Origin of the sequence: Mesorhizobium sp. M0227, from assembly GCF_040321855.1 — a bacterium.
Classification (GTDB): domain Bacteria; phylum Pseudomonadota; class Alphaproteobacteria; order Rhizobiales; family Rhizobiaceae; genus Mesorhizobium.
Genome location: NZ_JAMYSJ010000008.1, coordinates 1 through 17,248 on the forward strand (window position 1 = coordinate 1; position 17,248 = coordinate 17,248).

The 17,248-nt window shown below is 63.0% G+C and carries 21 protein-coding genes; 6 read left to right on the top strand and 15 right to left on the bottom strand.

The window, feature by feature from the left end:
- Positions 1–386 precede the first annotated feature (386 nt).
- Positions 387–848: a DUF6644 family protein gene (locus tag NKJ00_RS12930; protein ID WP_352629947.1), complete on the bottom strand. Its 462-nt coding sequence runs from the start codon at positions 846–848 to the stop codon at positions 387–389.
- Positions 849–1,232 (bottom strand): DUF6152 family protein, encoded by a 384-nt coding sequence (locus NKJ00_RS12935; protein WP_352629949.1) that lies wholly within the window; start codon positions 1,230–1,232, stop codon positions 849–851.
- A gap of 211 nt (positions 1,233–1,443) precedes the next feature.
- On the opposite strand from NKJ00_RS12935, the gene NKJ00_RS12940 reads away from it, so the two are divergent.
- Positions 1,444–1,764: a DUF1476 domain-containing protein gene (locus NKJ00_RS12940; RefSeq protein WP_352629951.1), complete on the top strand. Its 321-nt coding sequence runs from the start codon at positions 1,444–1,446 to the stop codon at positions 1,762–1,764.
- A gap of 345 nt (positions 1,765–2,109) precedes the next feature.
- Here NKJ00_RS12940 and NKJ00_RS12945 read toward each other — a convergent pair whose 3' ends face one another.
- Both NKJ00_RS12945 and NKJ00_RS12950 read right to left on the bottom strand, forming a co-directional pair.
- Complete coding sequence (locus tag NKJ00_RS12945) at positions 2,110–2,664, bottom strand: DUF4142 domain-containing protein (RefSeq protein WP_127321344.1); 555 nt, start codon at positions 2,662–2,664, stop codon at positions 2,110–2,112.
- Positions 2,665–2,874: 210 nt separating this feature from the next.
- A complete protein-coding gene (locus NKJ00_RS12950) occupies positions 2,875–3,618 on the bottom strand; it encodes a DUF899 family protein (protein WP_352629954.1) in 744 nt (247 codons plus the stop codon).
- 145 nt (positions 3,619–3,763) lie between these two features.
- On the opposite strand from NKJ00_RS12950, the gene NKJ00_RS12955 reads away from it, so the two are divergent.
- Positions 3,764–4,099: a hypothetical protein gene (locus NKJ00_RS12955; protein WP_352629956.1), complete on the top strand. Its 336-nt coding sequence runs from the start codon at positions 3,764–3,766 to the stop codon at positions 4,097–4,099.
- A gap of 13 nt (positions 4,100–4,112) precedes the next feature.
- On the opposite strand, the gene NKJ00_RS12960 is transcribed toward NKJ00_RS12955, so the two are convergent.
- From NKJ00_RS12960 to NKJ00_RS12980, 5 genes are all read right to left on the bottom strand, one after another.
- A complete protein-coding gene (locus NKJ00_RS12960) occupies positions 4,113–4,937 on the bottom strand; it encodes a carbohydrate ABC transporter permease (RefSeq protein WP_352629958.1) in 825 nt (274 codons plus the stop codon).
- A gap of 1 nt (position 4,938) precedes the next feature.
- On the bottom strand, positions 4,939–5,901 hold the full coding sequence (locus NKJ00_RS12965; RefSeq protein ID WP_352629960.1) for a carbohydrate ABC transporter permease: 963 nt from the start codon (positions 5,899–5,901) through the stop codon (positions 4,939–4,941).
- A 46-nt stretch (positions 5,902–5,947) separates the two neighbouring features.
- Entirely contained in the window at positions 5,948–7,216 is a 1,269-nt protein-coding gene (locus NKJ00_RS12970) for an ABC transporter substrate-binding protein (protein ID WP_352629962.1), read from the bottom strand.
- 251 nt (positions 7,217–7,467) lie between these two features.
- On the bottom strand, positions 7,468–7,956 hold the full coding sequence (locus NKJ00_RS12975; protein ID WP_352629964.1) for a GNAT family N-acetyltransferase: 489 nt from the start codon (positions 7,954–7,956) through the stop codon (positions 7,468–7,470).
- Between the two features lie 5 nt (positions 7,957–7,961).
- Complete coding sequence (locus NKJ00_RS12980) at positions 7,962–8,867, bottom strand: transglycosylase SLT domain-containing protein (protein WP_352629966.1); 906 nt, start codon at positions 8,865–8,867, stop codon at positions 7,962–7,964.
- A gap of 181 nt (positions 8,868–9,048) precedes the next feature.
- Here NKJ00_RS12980 and NKJ00_RS12985 point away from each other — a divergent pair, with 181 nt between their 5' ends.
- Complete coding sequence (locus NKJ00_RS12985) at positions 9,049–9,618, top strand: methylated-DNA--[protein]-cysteine S-methyltransferase (RefSeq protein WP_023809720.1); 570 nt, start codon at positions 9,049–9,051, stop codon at positions 9,616–9,618.
- Positions 9,619–9,922: 304 nt separating this feature from the next.
- Here the strand turns inward: NKJ00_RS12985 and NKJ00_RS12990 are convergent, their stop codons facing one another.
- Entirely contained in the window at positions 9,923–10,324 is a 402-nt protein-coding gene (locus NKJ00_RS12990) for a nuclear transport factor 2 family protein (protein WP_352629968.1), read from the bottom strand.
- A 1-nt stretch (position 10,325) separates the two neighbouring features.
- Positions 10,326–11,228: an MBL fold metallo-hydrolase gene (locus NKJ00_RS12995; protein WP_023809722.1), complete on the bottom strand. Its 903-nt coding sequence runs from the start codon at positions 11,226–11,228 to the stop codon at positions 10,326–10,328.
- A 156-nt stretch (positions 11,229–11,384) separates the two neighbouring features.
- Between NKJ00_RS12995 and NKJ00_RS13000 the strand changes: the two genes are divergently transcribed.
- Positions 11,385–12,275: a LysR family transcriptional regulator gene (locus NKJ00_RS13000; RefSeq protein ID WP_164892914.1), complete on the top strand. Its 891-nt coding sequence runs from the start codon at positions 11,385–11,387 to the stop codon at positions 12,273–12,275.
- A 26-nt stretch (positions 12,276–12,301) separates the two neighbouring features.
- Here NKJ00_RS13000 and NKJ00_RS13005 read toward each other — a convergent pair whose 3' ends face one another.
- Positions 12,302–12,631 carry a hypothetical protein gene (locus tag NKJ00_RS13005; protein WP_023809723.1) on the bottom strand — a complete coding sequence of 110 codons (330 nt, stop codon included), beginning with the start codon at positions 12,629–12,631 and terminating at the stop codon, positions 12,302–12,304.
- A 276-nt stretch (positions 12,632–12,907) separates the two neighbouring features.
- On the opposite strand from NKJ00_RS13005, the gene NKJ00_RS13010 reads away from it, so the two are divergent.
- The gene (locus tag NKJ00_RS13010) at positions 12,908–13,120 is read left to right on the top strand and encodes a cold-shock protein (RefSeq protein WP_010910991.1); all 213 of its coding nucleotides are present in this window, start codon (positions 12,908–12,910) and stop codon (positions 13,118–13,120) included.
- A gap of 236 nt (positions 13,121–13,356) precedes the next feature.
- On the opposite strand, the gene NKJ00_RS13015 is transcribed toward NKJ00_RS13010, so the two are convergent.
- The 3 genes from NKJ00_RS13015 to NKJ00_RS13025 all read right to left on the bottom strand — a co-directional run bounded on the left by NKJ00_RS13015 (position 13,357) and on the right by NKJ00_RS13025 (position 15,839).
- A complete protein-coding gene (locus tag NKJ00_RS13015; RefSeq protein WP_128303818.1) occupies positions 13,357–13,965 on the bottom strand; it encodes a glutathione S-transferase family protein in 609 nt (202 codons plus the stop codon).
- A 138-nt stretch (positions 13,966–14,103) separates the two neighbouring features.
- Positions 14,104–14,952 (bottom strand): EAL domain-containing protein, encoded by an 849-nt coding sequence (locus NKJ00_RS13020; RefSeq protein WP_128303817.1) that lies wholly within the window; start codon positions 14,950–14,952, stop codon positions 14,104–14,106.
- Positions 14,949–15,839, bottom strand: a complete 891-nt coding sequence (locus NKJ00_RS13025) for an EAL domain-containing protein (protein ID WP_352440418.1) — start codon at positions 15,837–15,839, stop codon at positions 14,949–14,951. The genes NKJ00_RS13020 and NKJ00_RS13025 overlap by 4 nt, the downstream gene beginning before the upstream one ends.
- Positions 15,840–16,045: 206 nt before the next feature.
- Here NKJ00_RS13025 and NKJ00_RS13030 point away from each other — a divergent pair, with 206 nt between their 5' ends.
- Positions 16,046–17,248 (top strand): pyridoxal phosphate-dependent aminotransferase, encoded by a 1,203-nt coding sequence (locus NKJ00_RS13030; protein ID WP_128303815.1) that lies wholly within the window; start codon positions 16,046–16,048, stop codon positions 17,246–17,248.

Consider the following 17,248-nt stretch of genomic DNA (forward strand, 5'->3'; position numbering starts at 1 on the left):
GCGAGCACAAGAAGCTCGCTCTACGCCAAGCCGCATGACCAGCTTCATGATCGCCCATTTTGCAGAACTTGACGCACACAACCAAGAGCCCCCTAACCTTCCCCCCAAGGGCAGGGCTATCGCATGTGGATTCTTGCGAAGAAGGACCCCCACCCTAACCCTCCCCACAAGGGGGAGGGAACGCTGCCGCGTGCCTTTAAATTCTTCTTTGGCGCCGAAAGACAGACGATTTGCCTAGGTCAGCGCCAACGGAAGTCTCCCTCCCCCTTGTGGGGAGGGGTTAGGGGTGGGGGTCCTCTTCGCAAAAAAACTGTAGGTGACAACCCAGGTGCTTCAGGGAGCTTATCCCTGCACTGGCGGAACACCAGTGCAGGCGCTCGCTCTAATCAGAGAAAACCGATGAACCGTCCGGCGAAAAGCACGGAAATCCACAGCAGAATCGAGAGCACGGCCAGGACGGTCCCACCTGCCGGCTCGCCGCGGCCTGTTGCGCGGGAGAAGCGCATGAAGGCGAGGAAGTTGACGCCGGCGAGAAGGATGAGTGCCATCTTGGCGAGGAAAACCGGCATCGCCGCATAGGTGCTCGCCTTCACTGAAAACAGCAGCGAGCCTGTGACGAGCGCGCCCGCGAACGCCGCCAACGCAATGTGGCGCAGCAGCCCGACGAACGCCGCTTGCGGCAGCGAACGGAAAGCACCGCATATCCTGAGGTCCATGAGAACGACGCTGGTCAGCAGCGCGCCGATCGACATGATGTGGAGCGCATTGACCACGGGGTAGGCGACGAAGGACGCCTTCAGCCACCGCGCCAAAGCGAGTTGCTCGATGCCGGCGAGAAGCTCCGTCATCTAGGCCGGCGGCACGCGGTCGGGATAGACATCATAGGTCTTCCCGTTGACGATGAGGCGCACCGCCTTCATGCGCTTTTCGGTCGCCTCGAGCGAGCGGTTGCCGATCGCGGTCACCTCGTCGCCGACCTTGGCCACCTCCTCCGTGAAGCCGGCGGCGATCGTGCGGGACGGCGGCGCCATCTCCACCCGCCAGGCCTCGCCCTCGGCGTCGACATCCAGCGTGGCATGCGGATTGCCGATATAGATGGCCGTGATCTTGCCCTTGAGTTCGAAAAACCCGTCCTGCGTCCACGACCAGCCATGATGGGCATAGGCCGCGGTGCCGGCGGCAAGGATCACGGCCGCCGTCAGCAAGACGCCGCGAATTCCGTTGAACTGCATCGCTCGTCTCCTCGGTTCATCCAGAGGCATTCGAGAGTAGGACACAGCACGGCAACGTCAAATCACATCGGGCGAAGACCACCGCCGCCAGGCGCCCGCTCAATCACCGGCGACCTTGCCTTGCTAATGACATCCATGCGCGCCACTCTCGCCTCTCCTGCCGTTCTTCCCCCAGGCTGAAGACCGGACTCACATCCAAACGAGGCAAACCATGAGCAGCATGAGAGACCGTCAGGAAGGCTTCGAAAAGAAGTTCGCGATGGACGAGGAAGCGAAGTTCCGGGCCATGGCGCGCCGCAACAAGCTGCTCGGCCTGTGGGCCGCCGAACAGCTCGGCAAATCCGGTGCGGACGCCGACGCCTATGCGAAGGATGTGGTGCACGCCGACTTCGAAGAGGCCGGCGACAACGATGTGTTCCGCAAGGTCCGCGCCGATTTCGACGCGGCAGGCATCGCCCAGTCGGATGCCCAGATACGCACCGCCATGGAAGAGCTGCTGGTGACCGCGGTCGAGCAGATCAGATCGGCCTGAGCAGCGCTCAGCCTTGATCGGGATACGGCGTGCCGTCCGGAGGCACAGGGCCACATTGTGGTGTTGGTTTGCCAAGCGGGCTGGTTTCCATGGTAGCGCTCTACGGCGCCCCCCTCTGTCCTGCCGGACATCTCCCCCTCAAGGGGGGAGATTGGCAGCTTTGGCGCCGGCCTTCATCTTGCAACGTTGAAAATTGGCGAAAACAGTGACGACGGCCAATCTCCCCACCTGTGGGGGTTGAGGAGTGGTCCGCGAAGCGGATGGAAAGCCAATTGCTTGGCTTTCCAAATAACGAACGTCCGGCAGGACAGAGGGGGCGCCGTAGAGCGCCAACCTGAACCGCACTCACCCCTGATGCGCGGCCGCCAGTTCCTTCACGTGCTTTTCGTGCATCTGCAGCGTCGGCAGCGTCTTCTTGGCGAATTCCTTCATCGCAGGGTCGTCGCCGGATTGCGCATAGCCGCTGAACAGCGCGACGGCTTCCTTGTGGGCGTTGGTCTGCATTTCGATGTATTTGGCCTGGAACTGATCGCCGCTGGCGCCCTTTAATTCATCGAGCATCTTCTGCTCCTTGGGCTGCAGGGCCGGACCGGACGGCGCTGTGGCCGAGGTTGTCTGGCCTTGGGCAAGCGCCGCCTTGAATTCCTCGCCGGCCTTGGTGTGATCGGCGATCATCTGTTTGGCAAACGCCTTGACGTCGGCGTCGGTCGCCTTCTGCTCGGCGAGCTTGCTGGACTCGATCTCGAACTCATTGGCGCTCGGCACCGTCTTGATGAAGGTCGAAGTGTCGACCTTCGTCGTCGTGGCGAGCGGCGTGGTCGTGGCGGTCGTGTTCGACTGGGCAAAGGCCGGCGCGCCGGCAAGCAACGCTGCTGCGGTCAGGATGGTAAGCGTTTTCATGGCATGTCTCCGGTTGGAATTGTCCCTCGGACAATCCAACGTCGCTTGGGCACTCCGGTTGCAGCTCATGAGGAAGAAGCCTGCGCATGTCGCCTCAATCGCCCCACCGTATCCGTGCCTGACTCGAACGCTCGCCGATGCGCTCGTTCGAGCCAGCCATGTGACTCATGTTCCGAAAACTGAAACGCGGCGGCTGACCAGAGCTGCCTTTCAGTGGCAACACGCCTCGCCATATTGCAACTGCTCGTTCCAGTTCGGGCGGCCTTCAGGCGTGAAATCCATCAGGTTCCACAGCGTTTCGCAGGTGCCAAGGCCGCGTGGGTCCTGGCCCGGCTCCGTCGGTGCGAAATCCAGTTCCGAGCTCCAGAAATGGCGTATGCCGTCGCCGTCGCGGTGGAACACCGACAGCAGCGGGATCTGTGAGCCGTCGGCCGCCTCCGCATTGTAGTCGCGCTTGAAGCTGTTGGAAGCCGAAGACACCAGCCGCATGTTGCGCCAGCCCCGGTCGCGGCCGAGCGTGACCAGGTTTTCGAGCGCGGTCTTGCCCACCACCGCGAAATTGAAGCCGGCGGCCTGGAGATGCCCGACGGCGCCGTCGAACTGATCGAGCAATGCCGTGCAGGACGGACATGGCTGGTCCGGTCGGGCAAGCTTCGCCGTGCCGCCGCTGGTCGCCACATCGCGCTTCTCCTGCGGGTGGCGCGGGAACATCATGTTGTAAAGGATGAGCGAGTCATTGCCCGGCGCGAACAGCTCCGACAGTCTTGTCTTTGCGGGCTTGCCCTGGGCATCCAGTGCGTCGAATTCATAGTCCTGGCGGATCAGCCCGCCCGGCGGCAGCGCGCGCCGGGCCTCGGCGACCTCTTCCATGACCCGGCGCAGCTCGATTTCCTTGCGCAGCAGTTTTTCACGCGCGGTGCGGTATTTCGCGGATTCGTTGGGAAAGGTGATCATGATCGGCTCCTTCAAGTCGCGGCGCCGGCGTCCCGGCGCGGTTGCTCTGCGACCCAAGGACGTTTGGCGGCGATCGGTCCCGACATTTATTGCGCATGGTGAGATGTCGTAATACCTGTTCGGGCAGCGTGATCCGGGGAACAACATGCACGACGACGAGATCGATCTGCGCTGCCCGCAAGTGGTGGCCGACAATGCCGCCAAGGGCCTCAGGCTGCGCGGCGAATTCGGCCGCGGCGGCACCGGGATCGGCGTGGCCCGCGCCACCGAGCTGAAGAACCGGGAAAAGCTCGCGCCCTCCACCATCCGCCGCATGGTCAGCTATTTCGCCCGCCACGAGATCGACAAGCGCGGCAGGAACTACGGCAATGAGCAAAACCCTTCGGCCGGCTACATTGCCTGGCTGCTGTGGGGCGGCGACGAAGGCCGCGCCTGGGCCCTGGAGCTCAAGAAGAAGATCGGCAACGCACCGGACATCTGAGCGTTTCGCCCCCTCACCCCTTGACCCCGCCGGCGGTGAGGCCGGAAACGATCTCGCGCTGGAAGATCAGCACCAGCACCACCAGCGGCACCGTGACGATCACCGAGGCCGCCATGATGTTGCCCCAAGGGATCTCGAACTGCGAGTTGCCGGAGAGCAGCGCGATCGCTACCGGCACGGTCCGCTGTGCGTTGTTGGAGGTGAAGGTCAGGGCAAACAGGAACTCGTTCCACGCGCCGATGAAAGCCAGCAGGCCGGTGGTCGCCAGCGCCGGCCACATCAGCGGCAGGAAGACCCGCGTGATGATGATCCACGGCGTCGCGCCGTCTAGGATCGCCGCCTCCTCGACCTCGACCGGCAGGTCGCGGACGAAGGTGGTGAGCACCCAGACGGTGAACGGCAAGGTGAAGATCATGTAGGAGAAGATCAGCGCGAACAGCGAATTGTAGAGGCCGAACAGACGGACCAGTTCGAACAGCCCGGCCAGCAGCGCCACCTGCGGGAACATCGACACCGACAGGATGATGAACAGCAGGGCCGAGCGACCGCGAAAGCGAATGCGCGCCAGCGCATATGCTGATGTGACGCCGAGCAACAGCGACAACGCGACGACTGCGCCGGAGACGAAGAGCGAGTTCGCGAGGTTGCGCACGAAGCTGCCCTCGGTCAGCACATTCCGGTAATTGGCAAGACTGATCGTCGTCGGCCACAGATCGGCTCGGAACAGGTCGGTCCCCGATTTCAGGCTGGTGACGATGGCGTAGTAGAACGGGAACACGGCGACGAAGACGATGACCGCGACCAGCAGGTAAAAGGCCGTGCGCTTCACGATCCACATGTCAGCGGCCTCCGTCCAGGCTTATCCGGCCGATCCGGATGGTGACGATGGTGAGCAGAGCCAGGATCAGGAAAAGCAAGGTCGAGGCGGCGGAGCCATAGGCGAACTTGTCGAACTCGAACAGGTTCTCGCGGGCGAACACCGACATCGACTTGGTATGCACATTGTTGGGCGTCAGCACATAGATCAGGTCGAAGATGCGCAGCGCATCGAGCGCGCGGAAGATAACCGCCACCATCAGCGCCGGCCGGATGAGCGGCAAGGTCACCCGCCAGAAGATCTGCCAGGGGTTGGCGCCGTCGAGCCTGGCGACCTCGATGATCTCCCTCGGCAGCATCTGCAGCGCGGCCAGGATGAGCAGCGTCATGAACGGCGTCGCCTTCCAGATATCGACGATGAGGACGGCCGCCATCGCCGTGTCGGCGTCGGCCGTCCAGGCTATCTTGGTGCTGATCAGGCCGAGGTTGAGCAGCACGACATTGATGATGCCGAACTGGTCGTTGAGCATCCATTGCCACATCTTCGCCGAGACGATCGTCGGGATCGCCCAGGGGATCAGGATCGCTGCCCTGACGATGCCGCGGCCGGCGAATTCCGCGTTGAGAACCAGGGCAACGATGGTGCCGAGGATGGTCTCGCAGGTCACCGAAATCACTGTGAAACGAACCGTGTTCCAGACGGCACGCCACCAGACCGGATCGACGAGCAACCCGTCATAGAGGGTCCTGCCGCTCGGCATGCTGAACACCGAGAAATAATTGGCGAAGCCGACCCATTGGCGCGCATCGAGATCGGCCAGCGAGGCATCGGTGAAGCTGAAATAGACCGTGCGGGCAAGCGGCCAGCCGGCCGCCGCGGCGAGCACCAGCAGCATTGGCGCCAGGAAAAGCCACGCCGAGCGAACGCGCTGCGCCGTCAACTGCGAGAGCGCGGCCCTGGCTGTTTCCGGTTCCGTCCCTGTCATCTCGGTCCGCTCGTTGCGGTCCCGCCGGGTGGCTGTCCCAGTATCGTCACCAGCCTCGGCCCTTCAACTTGGTCAGCATCGCTTCGAGATCGGCCAGATTGTCGGCGGCAGTGCCGTCGCCCGAGAGCGTGTTGTGCACGGCGTTCCAGAACTGGCTCGACGCCTCGTTGTATTTGATCCTGATCGCGGCCGAGGGGCGCGGCACCGCATCGAGAAAGATCTGCTTCCAGCGCGGAACGATCGGCTGTTGCCTGGCGATGTCGGCATCGTCATACAGCGCCTGGATGGTCGGCAGGTTGGACGTCTTCAGCGTGCGGTATTTCTGCATCGCGGGCGAGGCGATGAACTTGATCAGCTCGATCGCGGCATCCGGATGCTTCGAATATTTGGAGACGGCGAGATTCCAGCCGCCCAGGGTCGCGACCGGTCGGGCGCCCTCGCCCGTGCCGGCCGGCAACGGCGCCACGTCGAATTTGCCCTTGATCGGCGAGCCCTCGCCGTTGCCGAGCGCGTAGGCATAGGGCCAGTTGCGCATGAACACCGCTTTGCCTGTCTGCCAGACACCGCGCGATTCCTCTTCCTGGTAGGCGAGCACGCCGGGTGGCGCGATGGTCCCGACCCAGCCCTTGACCATGTCGAGCACCGCCGCCGCTTGGCTGTTGTTGACGGAGATGGTGCCGTCCGGCTCGATGATCTGGCCGCCGCCATTCGACATCACCCATTCGAGCGCGTCGCAGGTCAGCCCCTCATAGGCATTGCCCTGAAAGACGAAGCCCCAGATATCCCGATTGCCAGCCGCACGCTCCTTGTCCATGACCAGCTTGGCGGTGTCGGCCAGTTCCTTCCAGGTGGCCGGCACCTTGGCGCCATATTTGTCGAGGAGATCCTTGCGGTAGTAGAGCGCCGGCGCATCGGTAAAGATCGGCAAGGCGACGAGCTTGCCGTCGACGGTCTGCGACTGGATGATCGACGGGAAATGCTCAGCCACGATATCCTTGGTCGCTGCGGTCAAATCCACGAGCTGGCTGGCGAGTTGCGGCGCCCAGATCACATCCGTCTGGTAGACGTCGATGTCGCTGTTTCCGGCGGCAAGCCAAAGCCGGTACTGGCCGAACTGGTCGGTCCCGGACGCCGGCATGACGACGATGCCGACCTTGTTGCCGCTGTCTTTCTCGTAACGGTCGAGGATCTCGCGCAGCACCTTGATGCCATCGCCGGTATCGCCCGACACGATCGACAGATCGACGGCCCATGCTGGCGTGCCAGCGAGCATGGCAGCGACGCCGACCGCAAGGAATGCGTGAGAAAACGTCATGGTGGTGGATGTCCCTCCGCAGCCGGTGACGGAAAATCCTCCCACGCGCCGGCAGCTTGTCAGGCCCTCACCTCCCATTAAATGCGAAGCGGCGCTTTTGGGTTCCCAAATCATGCCGTTCCTGCGTGGGCGACATGCATCAGGGTGTGTTGAGATTCAGGTCAGGCAACCATGGGTGCTTCGGCCGGCGAAGGCCGGAAGCGCAGGGAACCGTCGCTTGCAGGCCGGCATCACCTGAATATCCGCACACCCTAGCCTTCCCAGGCGACAGGCATCATGCCCAGCCGCTCATAGAGCCGGACGGCGGCGGGATTCTCGACGGTGTTGGTCTTGAGGTCGACATGATCGGCGCCGCGTTCGCGAAAAACGGCGAAGGCGTGCCACATCAGCGCTTCGGCAACACCCTTGCCGCGCGCCTCGGGATGAACGGCGAGATCCTTGACGAAGGCGCGGGTCCAGCACAGTGCCGCCGCCGCCAGCCGGCCCTTGGCGTCGATCACGAGGAAGCACAGCGCCGGGTCGAATTCGGGATCGTCCGCGATACGCGGCCACCACTCGTCGAACGGGCCATCGGCGCCATCATCGAACACTTCGGTCAACAGCGCATGCAGGGCGGGCGCGTCCCCGGGCTCGAAGCTGCGCATGACAAAACCCTCCGGCCAATGTGGCGGAACCAGCGTCTCGTCGAGGATTTTGCGCAGCCGGATGTCGTTCAAAGCCGGCGGGCGCGGTTCAGGCATCGCGCTCAGGCGTCGGGCTGCAGGCGGCGGCGCTGGCGGTCGCGGCCAAGGCCGGTCGCCTCGAGCAGGCCCTTGCGCTTGGCGTCGTAATAATAGCCGGTCTGGTAGAGCCAGTCGGCCTTCTTGGCGTTGCCGCCGGCCACCAGCCAGGCGCCGCGCAGATATTTCACCGCGTATTTCAGATTGGTATCGGCGTCGAACAGGCCCTTGGCCGGCCCGTCATAGCCCATGCCGCGCGCCGTCGCGTGCTTGATCTGCATCAGTCCCCAATGGCCGTTGTTGTAGGCTTTCGGGTTGAAGGTGCTCTCGCGGTTGACGACATGGCGCACCAGATCCACCGGCACCTGATAGATCGCCGCATATTTCTCGATCAGCCGCTCGACATCGCCACGCACGCCCGTCGTGTGTTCTTCTTGCACGGGCCCTGCCGGGAACTGGACCAGGGCCGCCGGGTTCTGCGGCACGACATAGGCGACCTGCTGGACGCCCGGCATGCGATCGCCCTTGGCGGTTGCCGGTATGACCAGCCCCGCGGTCGTATAGGTCTCGGCCGCCTTGACCGGCTCGCTCGCCTTTGCCGGCGGCGGCGCCTGCCAGGCATTGGCGGTCATCACCGCGGGCACGGCTGGTGCCGCCGGTGTCGATCCGGCAAAAGCGGCGGTCGCGGCAGCCGGCTGTGCGGCGGGATCGAGCGGCAGTTCGGCCGTCTGAGCGGGGGCGATTCCCGATGATTCCGGCAGCACCGAAACCGTCTCCGGCAGAGGCACGGTGAAGCCGGCGTCAGTGCCGGCGACGGTCGCTGTTTCGGTGAGAGCAGGCGCGGACTTCATCTGCGAGGTCGACGTGCAGCCGCTGATGCCGGCGGCGGCCAGGATCACGCCGATCGCGATAAGGTTGAGTTTTGCTGGCAAGCCGCGCTCGGGTCCGGTTTGTCGGGTTGTTAAGAAATCCCTTACACCAGCGATTCAGGCCGGGCAATCGGGGCGATCAGGTGGTTTTCGGGTGGCGAGACGCAGGCGGTGGTGCCATATTGTTCCGGATATGTACTGGGACGAATCCCGGATTTCGCCACTTTGCGGGAAGGAGCGCATCATGGTCACGACAGCTTCGATCACGGCCGGCCACGCAGTGTTAGAAACAGTGATCGGTTTCATGGGCATTGCCTGGAGCGAAAAGGGCCTGATCCGGCTCTGCCTGCCCGAACGCAGCCGCGAAGCGGTGGAGCGGCGCCTGCTGCGCCATGGCGGCGTTTCCACCTCCACGGCGCAGCCGCCATGGGTGGTCGAGCTGATCGCAGCGATCAAGGCCTATGCGGCGGGCGAGGACATCGATTTCTCCGCCGTGCCGGTCGATCTCGACGGCGTCGACGATTTCCGCCTCGCCATTTACGACGCGGCGCGAAAACTCTCCTTCGGCGAAACCACCACCTATGGTGAGCTGGCCAAAACCGCCGGCCATGCCGGGCTCGCCCGCGAAACCGGGGCCGCCCTTGGCGCCAATCCGGTGCCGCTGGTCATCCCTTGCCATCGCATCCTTGCCGCCGGCGGCAAGATCGGCGGCTTCTCGGCGCCCGGCGGATCGATCACCAAGGAGAAGATGCTGGCCATGGAAGGCGTGCGCGTCGGCCCGCTGCCACCGGCGCAGGTGTCGTTCGGGTTTTGAACGGCGGCCGGTGCTGGCAGTAAGCCGGGATCAGTACATCGATCGCCTGTTGACCGGGTTGGCGGGCACCGGCTTCCAACGCGGAAAATATCCACGATGACCGTCTCTGGCGTGTCAGCCGTTTTCGGCTGAACGACCTGGGGCATGACAAGATCGCCTTGGGCGATCACCCGCTTGAAGTCGACCGCCTGTTTCGGCCAATGGGCAACTCCCATCTTTTCCAGAAGCTGCCTGACCGAGTCGCGACCGTCCGTCATCGTCGGGTTTAAGTTGCAGCATGGATGTCTCCCTGGTTGCGTCGGTGTCAGGTCAGTGCGCGCGCGACGAGGACCGTATCGACATACTGCCGCATGCGGATGATCTTGCCGTCCCGCAGTTCGTAGAGATGAGCGAAGGGGGCCGTCATGGATTTTCCCGTCGCCTTGTATGTACCGGAATACACGCCGAAGGCCGCCACCCGGTCGCCATCGGCAATGAAACTGTGCACGGCGGCGTGGTATCCGGTCCACTCCGAGCCGAGCCGCTTGAAAACACCCTGCATCAGGGCCTCGACGCCGATATAGGTGCCGGCATAGGGAAACCCTTCCGCCTCGGTCCATTCGATGTCGGCGGAAAGAACGGCCAGCAGATTGCGGCCGTTCTCCTCGGAAGTTCCCTCGTAGGTTCCCTCGTAGGTTCTACGGATCAAATCGAGGTTCGTCGCCATCTCAGCCCCACTTCATCTCGCCCTTGGCGACCTTGGATCCGACATCGAGGGCGACGCCCATACCGAGGCCGGGGAAGCGGGCCTCCATGGCCGCCTTCAACGCGGCGCTGTCTGCCGCCTTGCCCAGTTCTTCCTCGAAGGTGATGAGATAGGACTTGGTGAACTCCACCGCCGAAGGACCGATCGCGGCATCGGGGGCCATGTGGCCAGGCACCACGACAGCGGGCTTGCGGGCGGCAATCGCGTCCAGCGTCTTGATCCAAGCGGCGCGGCTCTCCCTGGTCTGCGTGTCGGCGGTCCAGACATGAACGCCCGAGAAGATCATCACTCCGCCGAAAACGGCATTGAGCGACGGCACGAACAGATAGCGGCGGTTGGCCAATCCTTCTTCCGCATTGACGATCTCGACAGTCTCGCCATCGACGGTCAGCGTTGCGCCGTCGAATGCCTCGGGGAAGACGATGTCGGACAGCGCCTGCGGGCCATTTTCCTTCAATTGCGGACCCCAGACGGCGAGCTTCTTCTCCACATTGCCCTTGATGGCTTCCAGCGTGGCGGAGGCGGCGATCACTTTCGCCTCCGGGAAGGCGTCCCGCACCGGCTTCAGGCCGAAGTAGTAATCGGGATCGGACTGAGTGACGTAGATGGTGGTCAGCTTCTTGCCGCTGGCCTTGATGGCATCGGCGAGCGCTTTGCCGTCCGGATAGGTGAAGCCGCCATCGATCAACAGGGCTTCGCTCGGCCCCGACAGCAGCACCGGCGCACGGAAGAAGCCGTTTGGACCCGCCGGGAAGTGTTTCCAGCCAAGCTTGGCGCCGGCGGCTCGGCCGCTGTCGATGGGAGCGAAAGCGGCGGTTGCGCCGAGGGCCAATGAGGTCTTCATGATCTGTCTCCTCGTGAACATGGAATATCTCCGTTGAATGAAAGGGATCGGATGCGGCTGCGCACCCGCCGGCCGCAGGACGGACGGTGGAACGGCACGGTAGGCTCTTTGGATTAATCAATAAATTGGCTATAATAATACAAACTGTATGTTGAAAGCTTACAATGAGCCTTCGTGGTGGAATCGATAAACCTCAATCGCCTCGCCTATTTTGCCACGGTGGTCGACGCGGGTTCCTTCACCCGCGCGGCCGAGCGGCTCGGCATCACGAAAACAGTTGTCAGCCAACAGGTCGCGCGCCTTGAGGCTGAGCTGCGAACCACGCTTCTCGTGCGCACGACGCGAAGGGTCGAGCCGACGGAAGCAGGCCGTCTTCTGCATGCACGCTGCGTTCTGATCCTGCGGGATGTCGAAGAAGCGATCGCCGAGGTTGGCGAGGCCAACGCCGAGGTGGCCGGTGTGCTGCGTGTTTCCGCGTCCAATGATTATGGCGCGATCGTGCTGGCCCCGATCGCCGCCCGCTTTCGCCAGAAATTTCCTGCCTGCGGCGTCGAACTGCTCATTTCCGATGCCATAATTGACTTGATCGACAACAAGATAGACCTGTCCATCCGGGTCGGCTGGCTGGAGGACTCCAGCCAGCAGGCGCGCCGCATCGGCACCTTCCGGCAAATCCTGGTCGCGTCGCGGGATTTCGCCGCCGGGATCAGAGTAGACAAGCCAGAAGACCTTTCTTCCTTACCGCTCGTTGCCAATGCCGTGCTTCGCAAGCCGTTCACCTGGAACTTCACCCGAGGCGGTTTCGAGCCGCGCACCATCACCCTGCGCGAGGCATTCTCCATCAACTCGACGCCGGCTGTGCTGGAAGCGACGCTCGCCGGGGGCGGACTGGCAGTTCTGCCGGACTATCTGGTCGTCGACCACCTATCGCAAGGCCGCCTCGTCCACGTGCTCCCCGACTGGGTGCTGCCCTCCGGCGGCATTCACGTGGTCTATCCGGCAGCGCGCTTTCGCCCGCAAAAGGTGACGCAATTTGTGTCCATGCTCACAGAACACATCCGGGATTGAGAGCAATGGCTGCCGGTCGATAAGCGCTAGTTGTTGTGGAAGAACCGCCGGCGGAAATGCCGGTCATTGTCCGGCCGCTTACAGTTGTAGACCGGGCAGGACTTTGTGTCGGCGCTCGGCACGTAGGCCCGTGTCCTCACCTCGCCCATGCTGCAGAATCGCTGGCTCTGTACATAGCGGTCGTAGAGCGGCAGCCCAGGCACCCGCTTCGACTGATAGCGCAGGATGACGGCCCCTTGCCGGGCGATCGTCCCCTGAACCTTGCCGCAGCTCATACGCGTCGGGTCGTAGCGCGAGATCGCCTGCGCCTGAGCGGCGACAAGCGTGAGGCAGGCGGCAAGCAGAATGATTTTCATGGTCGTCTCCCCTGATCCGCCGCTCGAGAACAGCGTGATCTGCCGCAACGTTTTCAGCAGATTGGGGCAGCCGTTGGGCAGCGCTCGATCACGGCTTTCTCACGCAGTCTTGTATTTTATGCGAAACCAGCCTATATGCCTTCCATTGATATTTCGGCCGATCGATCCGGGCCTCGCGATCTTCGCGTTTGCTGACGTCTATCTCCAAAATCTCGATGCACACCGGCTGGACTTCGGTCCGGTCAATCTAAAGCAAATGTTGAAGGACTATCTAAAATGGCAACAGGAACGGTCAAGTGGTTCAACGCCACCAAGGGCTTCGGCTTCATTCAGCCTGACGCGGGCGGCGCGGACGTTTTCGTCCATATCTCCGCTGTCGAGCGTGCTGGACTGTCGACCCTGGTCGAAGGCCAGAAGATCAACTTCGAGATCGAGCAGGACCGCCGCACTGGCAAGTCGTCCGCGGGATCTCTGAGCAAGGCAGCCTGATTTTGCGAAGTGCGCGCGCCGGGCGAGAGCTCGGGGCGCGCGGCAAGTCACGGATGTACTGACAGTCGCGCGAGAAGCGCGCTGGAGCGGAAAGACCCGACAAGCTGGATCAGCAGATAGCTGCCAGCCCGGACCCGACGCTCCCGATCAGGCTACCAAGCATGGAAGGCGGGATTTATCCCGCCTTTTTGCTGTCTGGAGATCGGCGCCGCAGGCGATACGACCACCGGCGTTACTTACTCCACCCAATCGATCGGCACATGCCCCGGATCGGCCTCTACCCGGCCAAGCCAGGCCGCCACCGCCGGATAGGCGTCGAGCTGGAAACCACCCTGCTCCGCCGTATGCGTATAGGCATACAGCGCGATGTCGGCGACGCTGAGCGTGCTGCCGGAAAAGAAAGCATTGTTTTCCAGATGCCTGTTCATCACGCCGAGCGCCTTGTTGCCGCGCTCCAGCGTCACCGCCAGCCGCTCCGGGGTCGCATCCCCGGCACGTTCGGGGAAGGTCAGCAGCGCCTTGCGCACGGCAATGTAGGGCTCGTGGCTGTATTGTTCGAAGAACAGCCATTGATAGGCGAGCCCACGCTCATACCTGTCCGCCGGCAGGAAGCGTGTGCCTTCGGCGAGATAGAGCAGGATGGCGTTGGATTCGGCCAGCCGCCGGCCATCGTCGAACTCGAGCAGCGGCACCATGGCGTTCGGGTTCTTGGCGACAAAATCGGCTTTGCGTGTGTCGCCTGTGTGCGAACTCACTCCGACATTGGTAAAGGCAAGGCCAAGCTTGGCCATCAGCAGGCGCGGCTTGTAGCAATTGCCGCTGTCGATCATGCCGTAGAGTATCATGGCTGTTCTCCGGAGCACTGTCTCCGCGCGATTATCGCAGCGGCGGCGGCCTCAACCAATGATTTGTTTTGGTACGACGATCAGCGCCGCTGATGCAAAGCGTCCAAGGACGCTCACGGCACCAATTGTCGGCATGCCCTAGCCAAAGAGGGGCACGACCTTGCTGTCCCGGCCCAGCAGCGCATCGATGACCAGCGGCTTTTCCTCGAATACCGTGCCGGCAAGCGCGGGACGGGCGAGGAGAAAACCCTGCAGCAGGTCGACGCCGCCTTCGAGCGCGACGCGCAGATGGGTGGGCTGCTCGATGCCTTCGACCAGCACCTTGGCGCCGCGGTCATGCAGGCTGGAAACCAGCGGGCGGAAGAACCGTTCGGCGGCAGCGTGGCGGCAGAACTCCGCGAACCAGGTGCCGTCGATCTTGACGATGTCGGGCTTGAGCAGGCTCACCCGCTCCTCGGTCGAGTGCCCGGTGCCGAAATCGTCGATGGCGATGCGCATGCCGTCGCGCCGCATTTCGCGCACCAGCCGCGTGAGAAGCGCATCGTCGGCCGCCTGTTCGGTGATTTCGCAGACCAGCATGGCCGACGCCAGGCCGAACTCGCCGAGATGCCTGGTCATCAGGCGAATTTCGGCCAGTGCCCGCCCGGCATGGTCGTTGATCAACGGGTTGTAGTTGAAGAACAGGTCGAGGCCGTCGACGCCGATGTTGCGGAAATTCCTGAGATGCAGCGCCCGGCACATGGTTTCCACAAACAGCCGGTCCGAGACGGCAACGCTTTCAAAGAATACCTTCGGCGCGCCGGGGCGGCCGGCACGGTGCGGCTCGATCAGGGCTTCGGCCGCGACCGCGTGAAGGAACCGGCCGCGCGGCGCGAAAATCGGCTGGTAGGCGCTGCGCAGCCGGAACTCGCCATATATGCCGTATTCGATGCCGACTTCGTCGACCTGGATCGCATCGCCGACATTGCGCCGCCGATCATCTCTCATGTCGCCACACGGCGCCCGAAGGCCTTGACCGGCCGCGCCGAAGGCGTTGCCACGGCAGGAACCGTGTCGACGGCAGCAGCGACAGGCGCCTGCCTGGCCTTGTCGAAGACGCCAAAGCTGGTCGGCGCCAATTCGGGCCGCGCCAGCACGAAACCCTGCACCATCGACGCACCCGATTTCTCGGCGAGCTCCAGTTGCCAGCCCTCCTCGATGCCTTCGAACACCGTATGGATGCCTTGCTCCTCGAAGTTCTTCACCATGGCGGTCAGCAACGCAAAGCCGGCACCGGACTCCATCAGCTGCGTGATCCAGTAGGCATCGAACTTGACGATATCCGGCTTCAACTCCTTGACCCGATTGATGTCGGAATCGTCGGCGCCATAATCGTCGACGGCGATGCGAAAACCGTTGGCCCTCAGTGCCGCGACGAAGCCGTGCAAGGCTTCCTGCGACGCCGACCGCTGCTCGGTCACCTCGCAGACGACGCGACGCGGGTCGATGCCGGCCTCGTGCAGCACGAGCCGCATGTCGCGCAAGGCAGCGTCGGCAACAGTGCGTTCGGTGAACACCGACGGGTCGAAATTGACGAAGATCGACGCTTCCCGCGGCAGGCAGGCACCGGCGTTGAGAAGATGCAGCGTCCTGGTCAGCGCCTCGATATGCAGCCGGTCGGCGGCCGGACAGGTCGAGAAGAAATTCATCGGCGATTGTGGCTCGCCGTCGCGGAACGGTCGGATCAGCCCTTCGAACGCGACCACCGACAGCTTGCCTTCCTTGAAGGCGAAGATCGGCTGGAAGGCGCTTTGCAGCGTGTAGATGCCCCAGACACCGGTGGAGGTGCCGTCGTCCTGACGGATGATGTGGGCAAGCCCGACGCTGCGCGACACGGTTCCTCGCTCCGCAATTGGTCTGCGATCCTGCCACTCAAGCCTCTACCGCTCGTTAATGAATTTATTGTTGCCGACCGGGTCCCGATCACGGCTCCTTGAGACCTGGATCAGCCGACAATGCTTGCGTTGCGCGAAATCATGCGACATGAGAAGCGCCGCGGTCGCTCCTGGCCGCGCCGATCTTCCATGGAGACGTCAAGCTCATGGCCTTTCTTGCCGACACCCTTTCCCGCGTGAAGCCTTCCGCCACCATCGCGGTGACGCAGAAAGCGCGCGAGCTGAAAAATGCCGGCCGTGACATTATCGGGCTTGGCGCCGGCGAACCGGATTTCGACACGCCAGACAACATCAAGAATGCGGCGATTGAGGCAATCCACCGTGGCGAAACCAAGTATCCGCCGGTTTCGGGCATCGTGCCGCTGCGCGAGGCGATCGCAAAAAAGTTCAAGCGCGAGAACAATCTCGACTACAAGCCCGAGCAGACCATAGTCGGCACCGGCGGCAAGCAGATCCTGTTCAACGCCTTCATGGCGACGCTGAACCCCGGCGACGAGGTCATCATTCCTCGCCCCTACTGGGTCAGCTACCCCGAGATGGTGGCGATCTGCGGCGGCACCTCCGTGTTTGCCGACACCTCGATCGACGATGGCTTCAAGCTGACCGCTTCCGTGCTGGAAAAGGCGATCACGCCGAAGACCAAATGGCTGCTGATGAACTCGCCGTCGAACCCGTCCGGCGCTGCCTATACCGAGGCCGAACTGCGCGCACTGGCCGACGTGCTGTTGAGGCATCCGCATGTCTGGACGCTGACCGACGACATGTACGAGCACCTGACCTATGGCGATTTCGTCTTCAAAACCATCGCCGAGGTCGAGCCTAAGCTCTACGAGCGCACGCTGACCATGAACGGCGTGTCGAAAGCCTATGCAATGACCGGCTGGCGCATCGGTTATGCGGCGGGTCCGGTTCAACTGATCAAGGCGATGGACATGATCCAGGGTCAGCAGACATCGGGCGCCTGCACCATTGCGCAATGGGCATCCGTCGAGGCGCTGAATGGCCCGCAGGATTTCATCGCCAAAAACAAGGCGATCTTTCAAGGCAGGCGCGACCTTGTCGTGTCGATGCTCAACCAGGCACGCGGCATCACCTGTCCGTCGCCGGAAGGCGCCTTCTATGTCTATCCCTCCTGCGCCCAGCTGATCGGCAAGAAGACCAAAGCTGGCAGGCTGATCGACACCGACGAGACCTTCTGCTCGGAACTGCTCGAAGCCGAGGGCGTCGCGGTGGTGTTCGGCTCGGCCTTCGGCCTTGGGCCCAACTTCCGCATCTCCTACGCGACCTCGGAGAGGCTTCTGGAAGAAGCCTGCACACGCATCCAGCGTTTTACGGCTTCGCTGACCTGA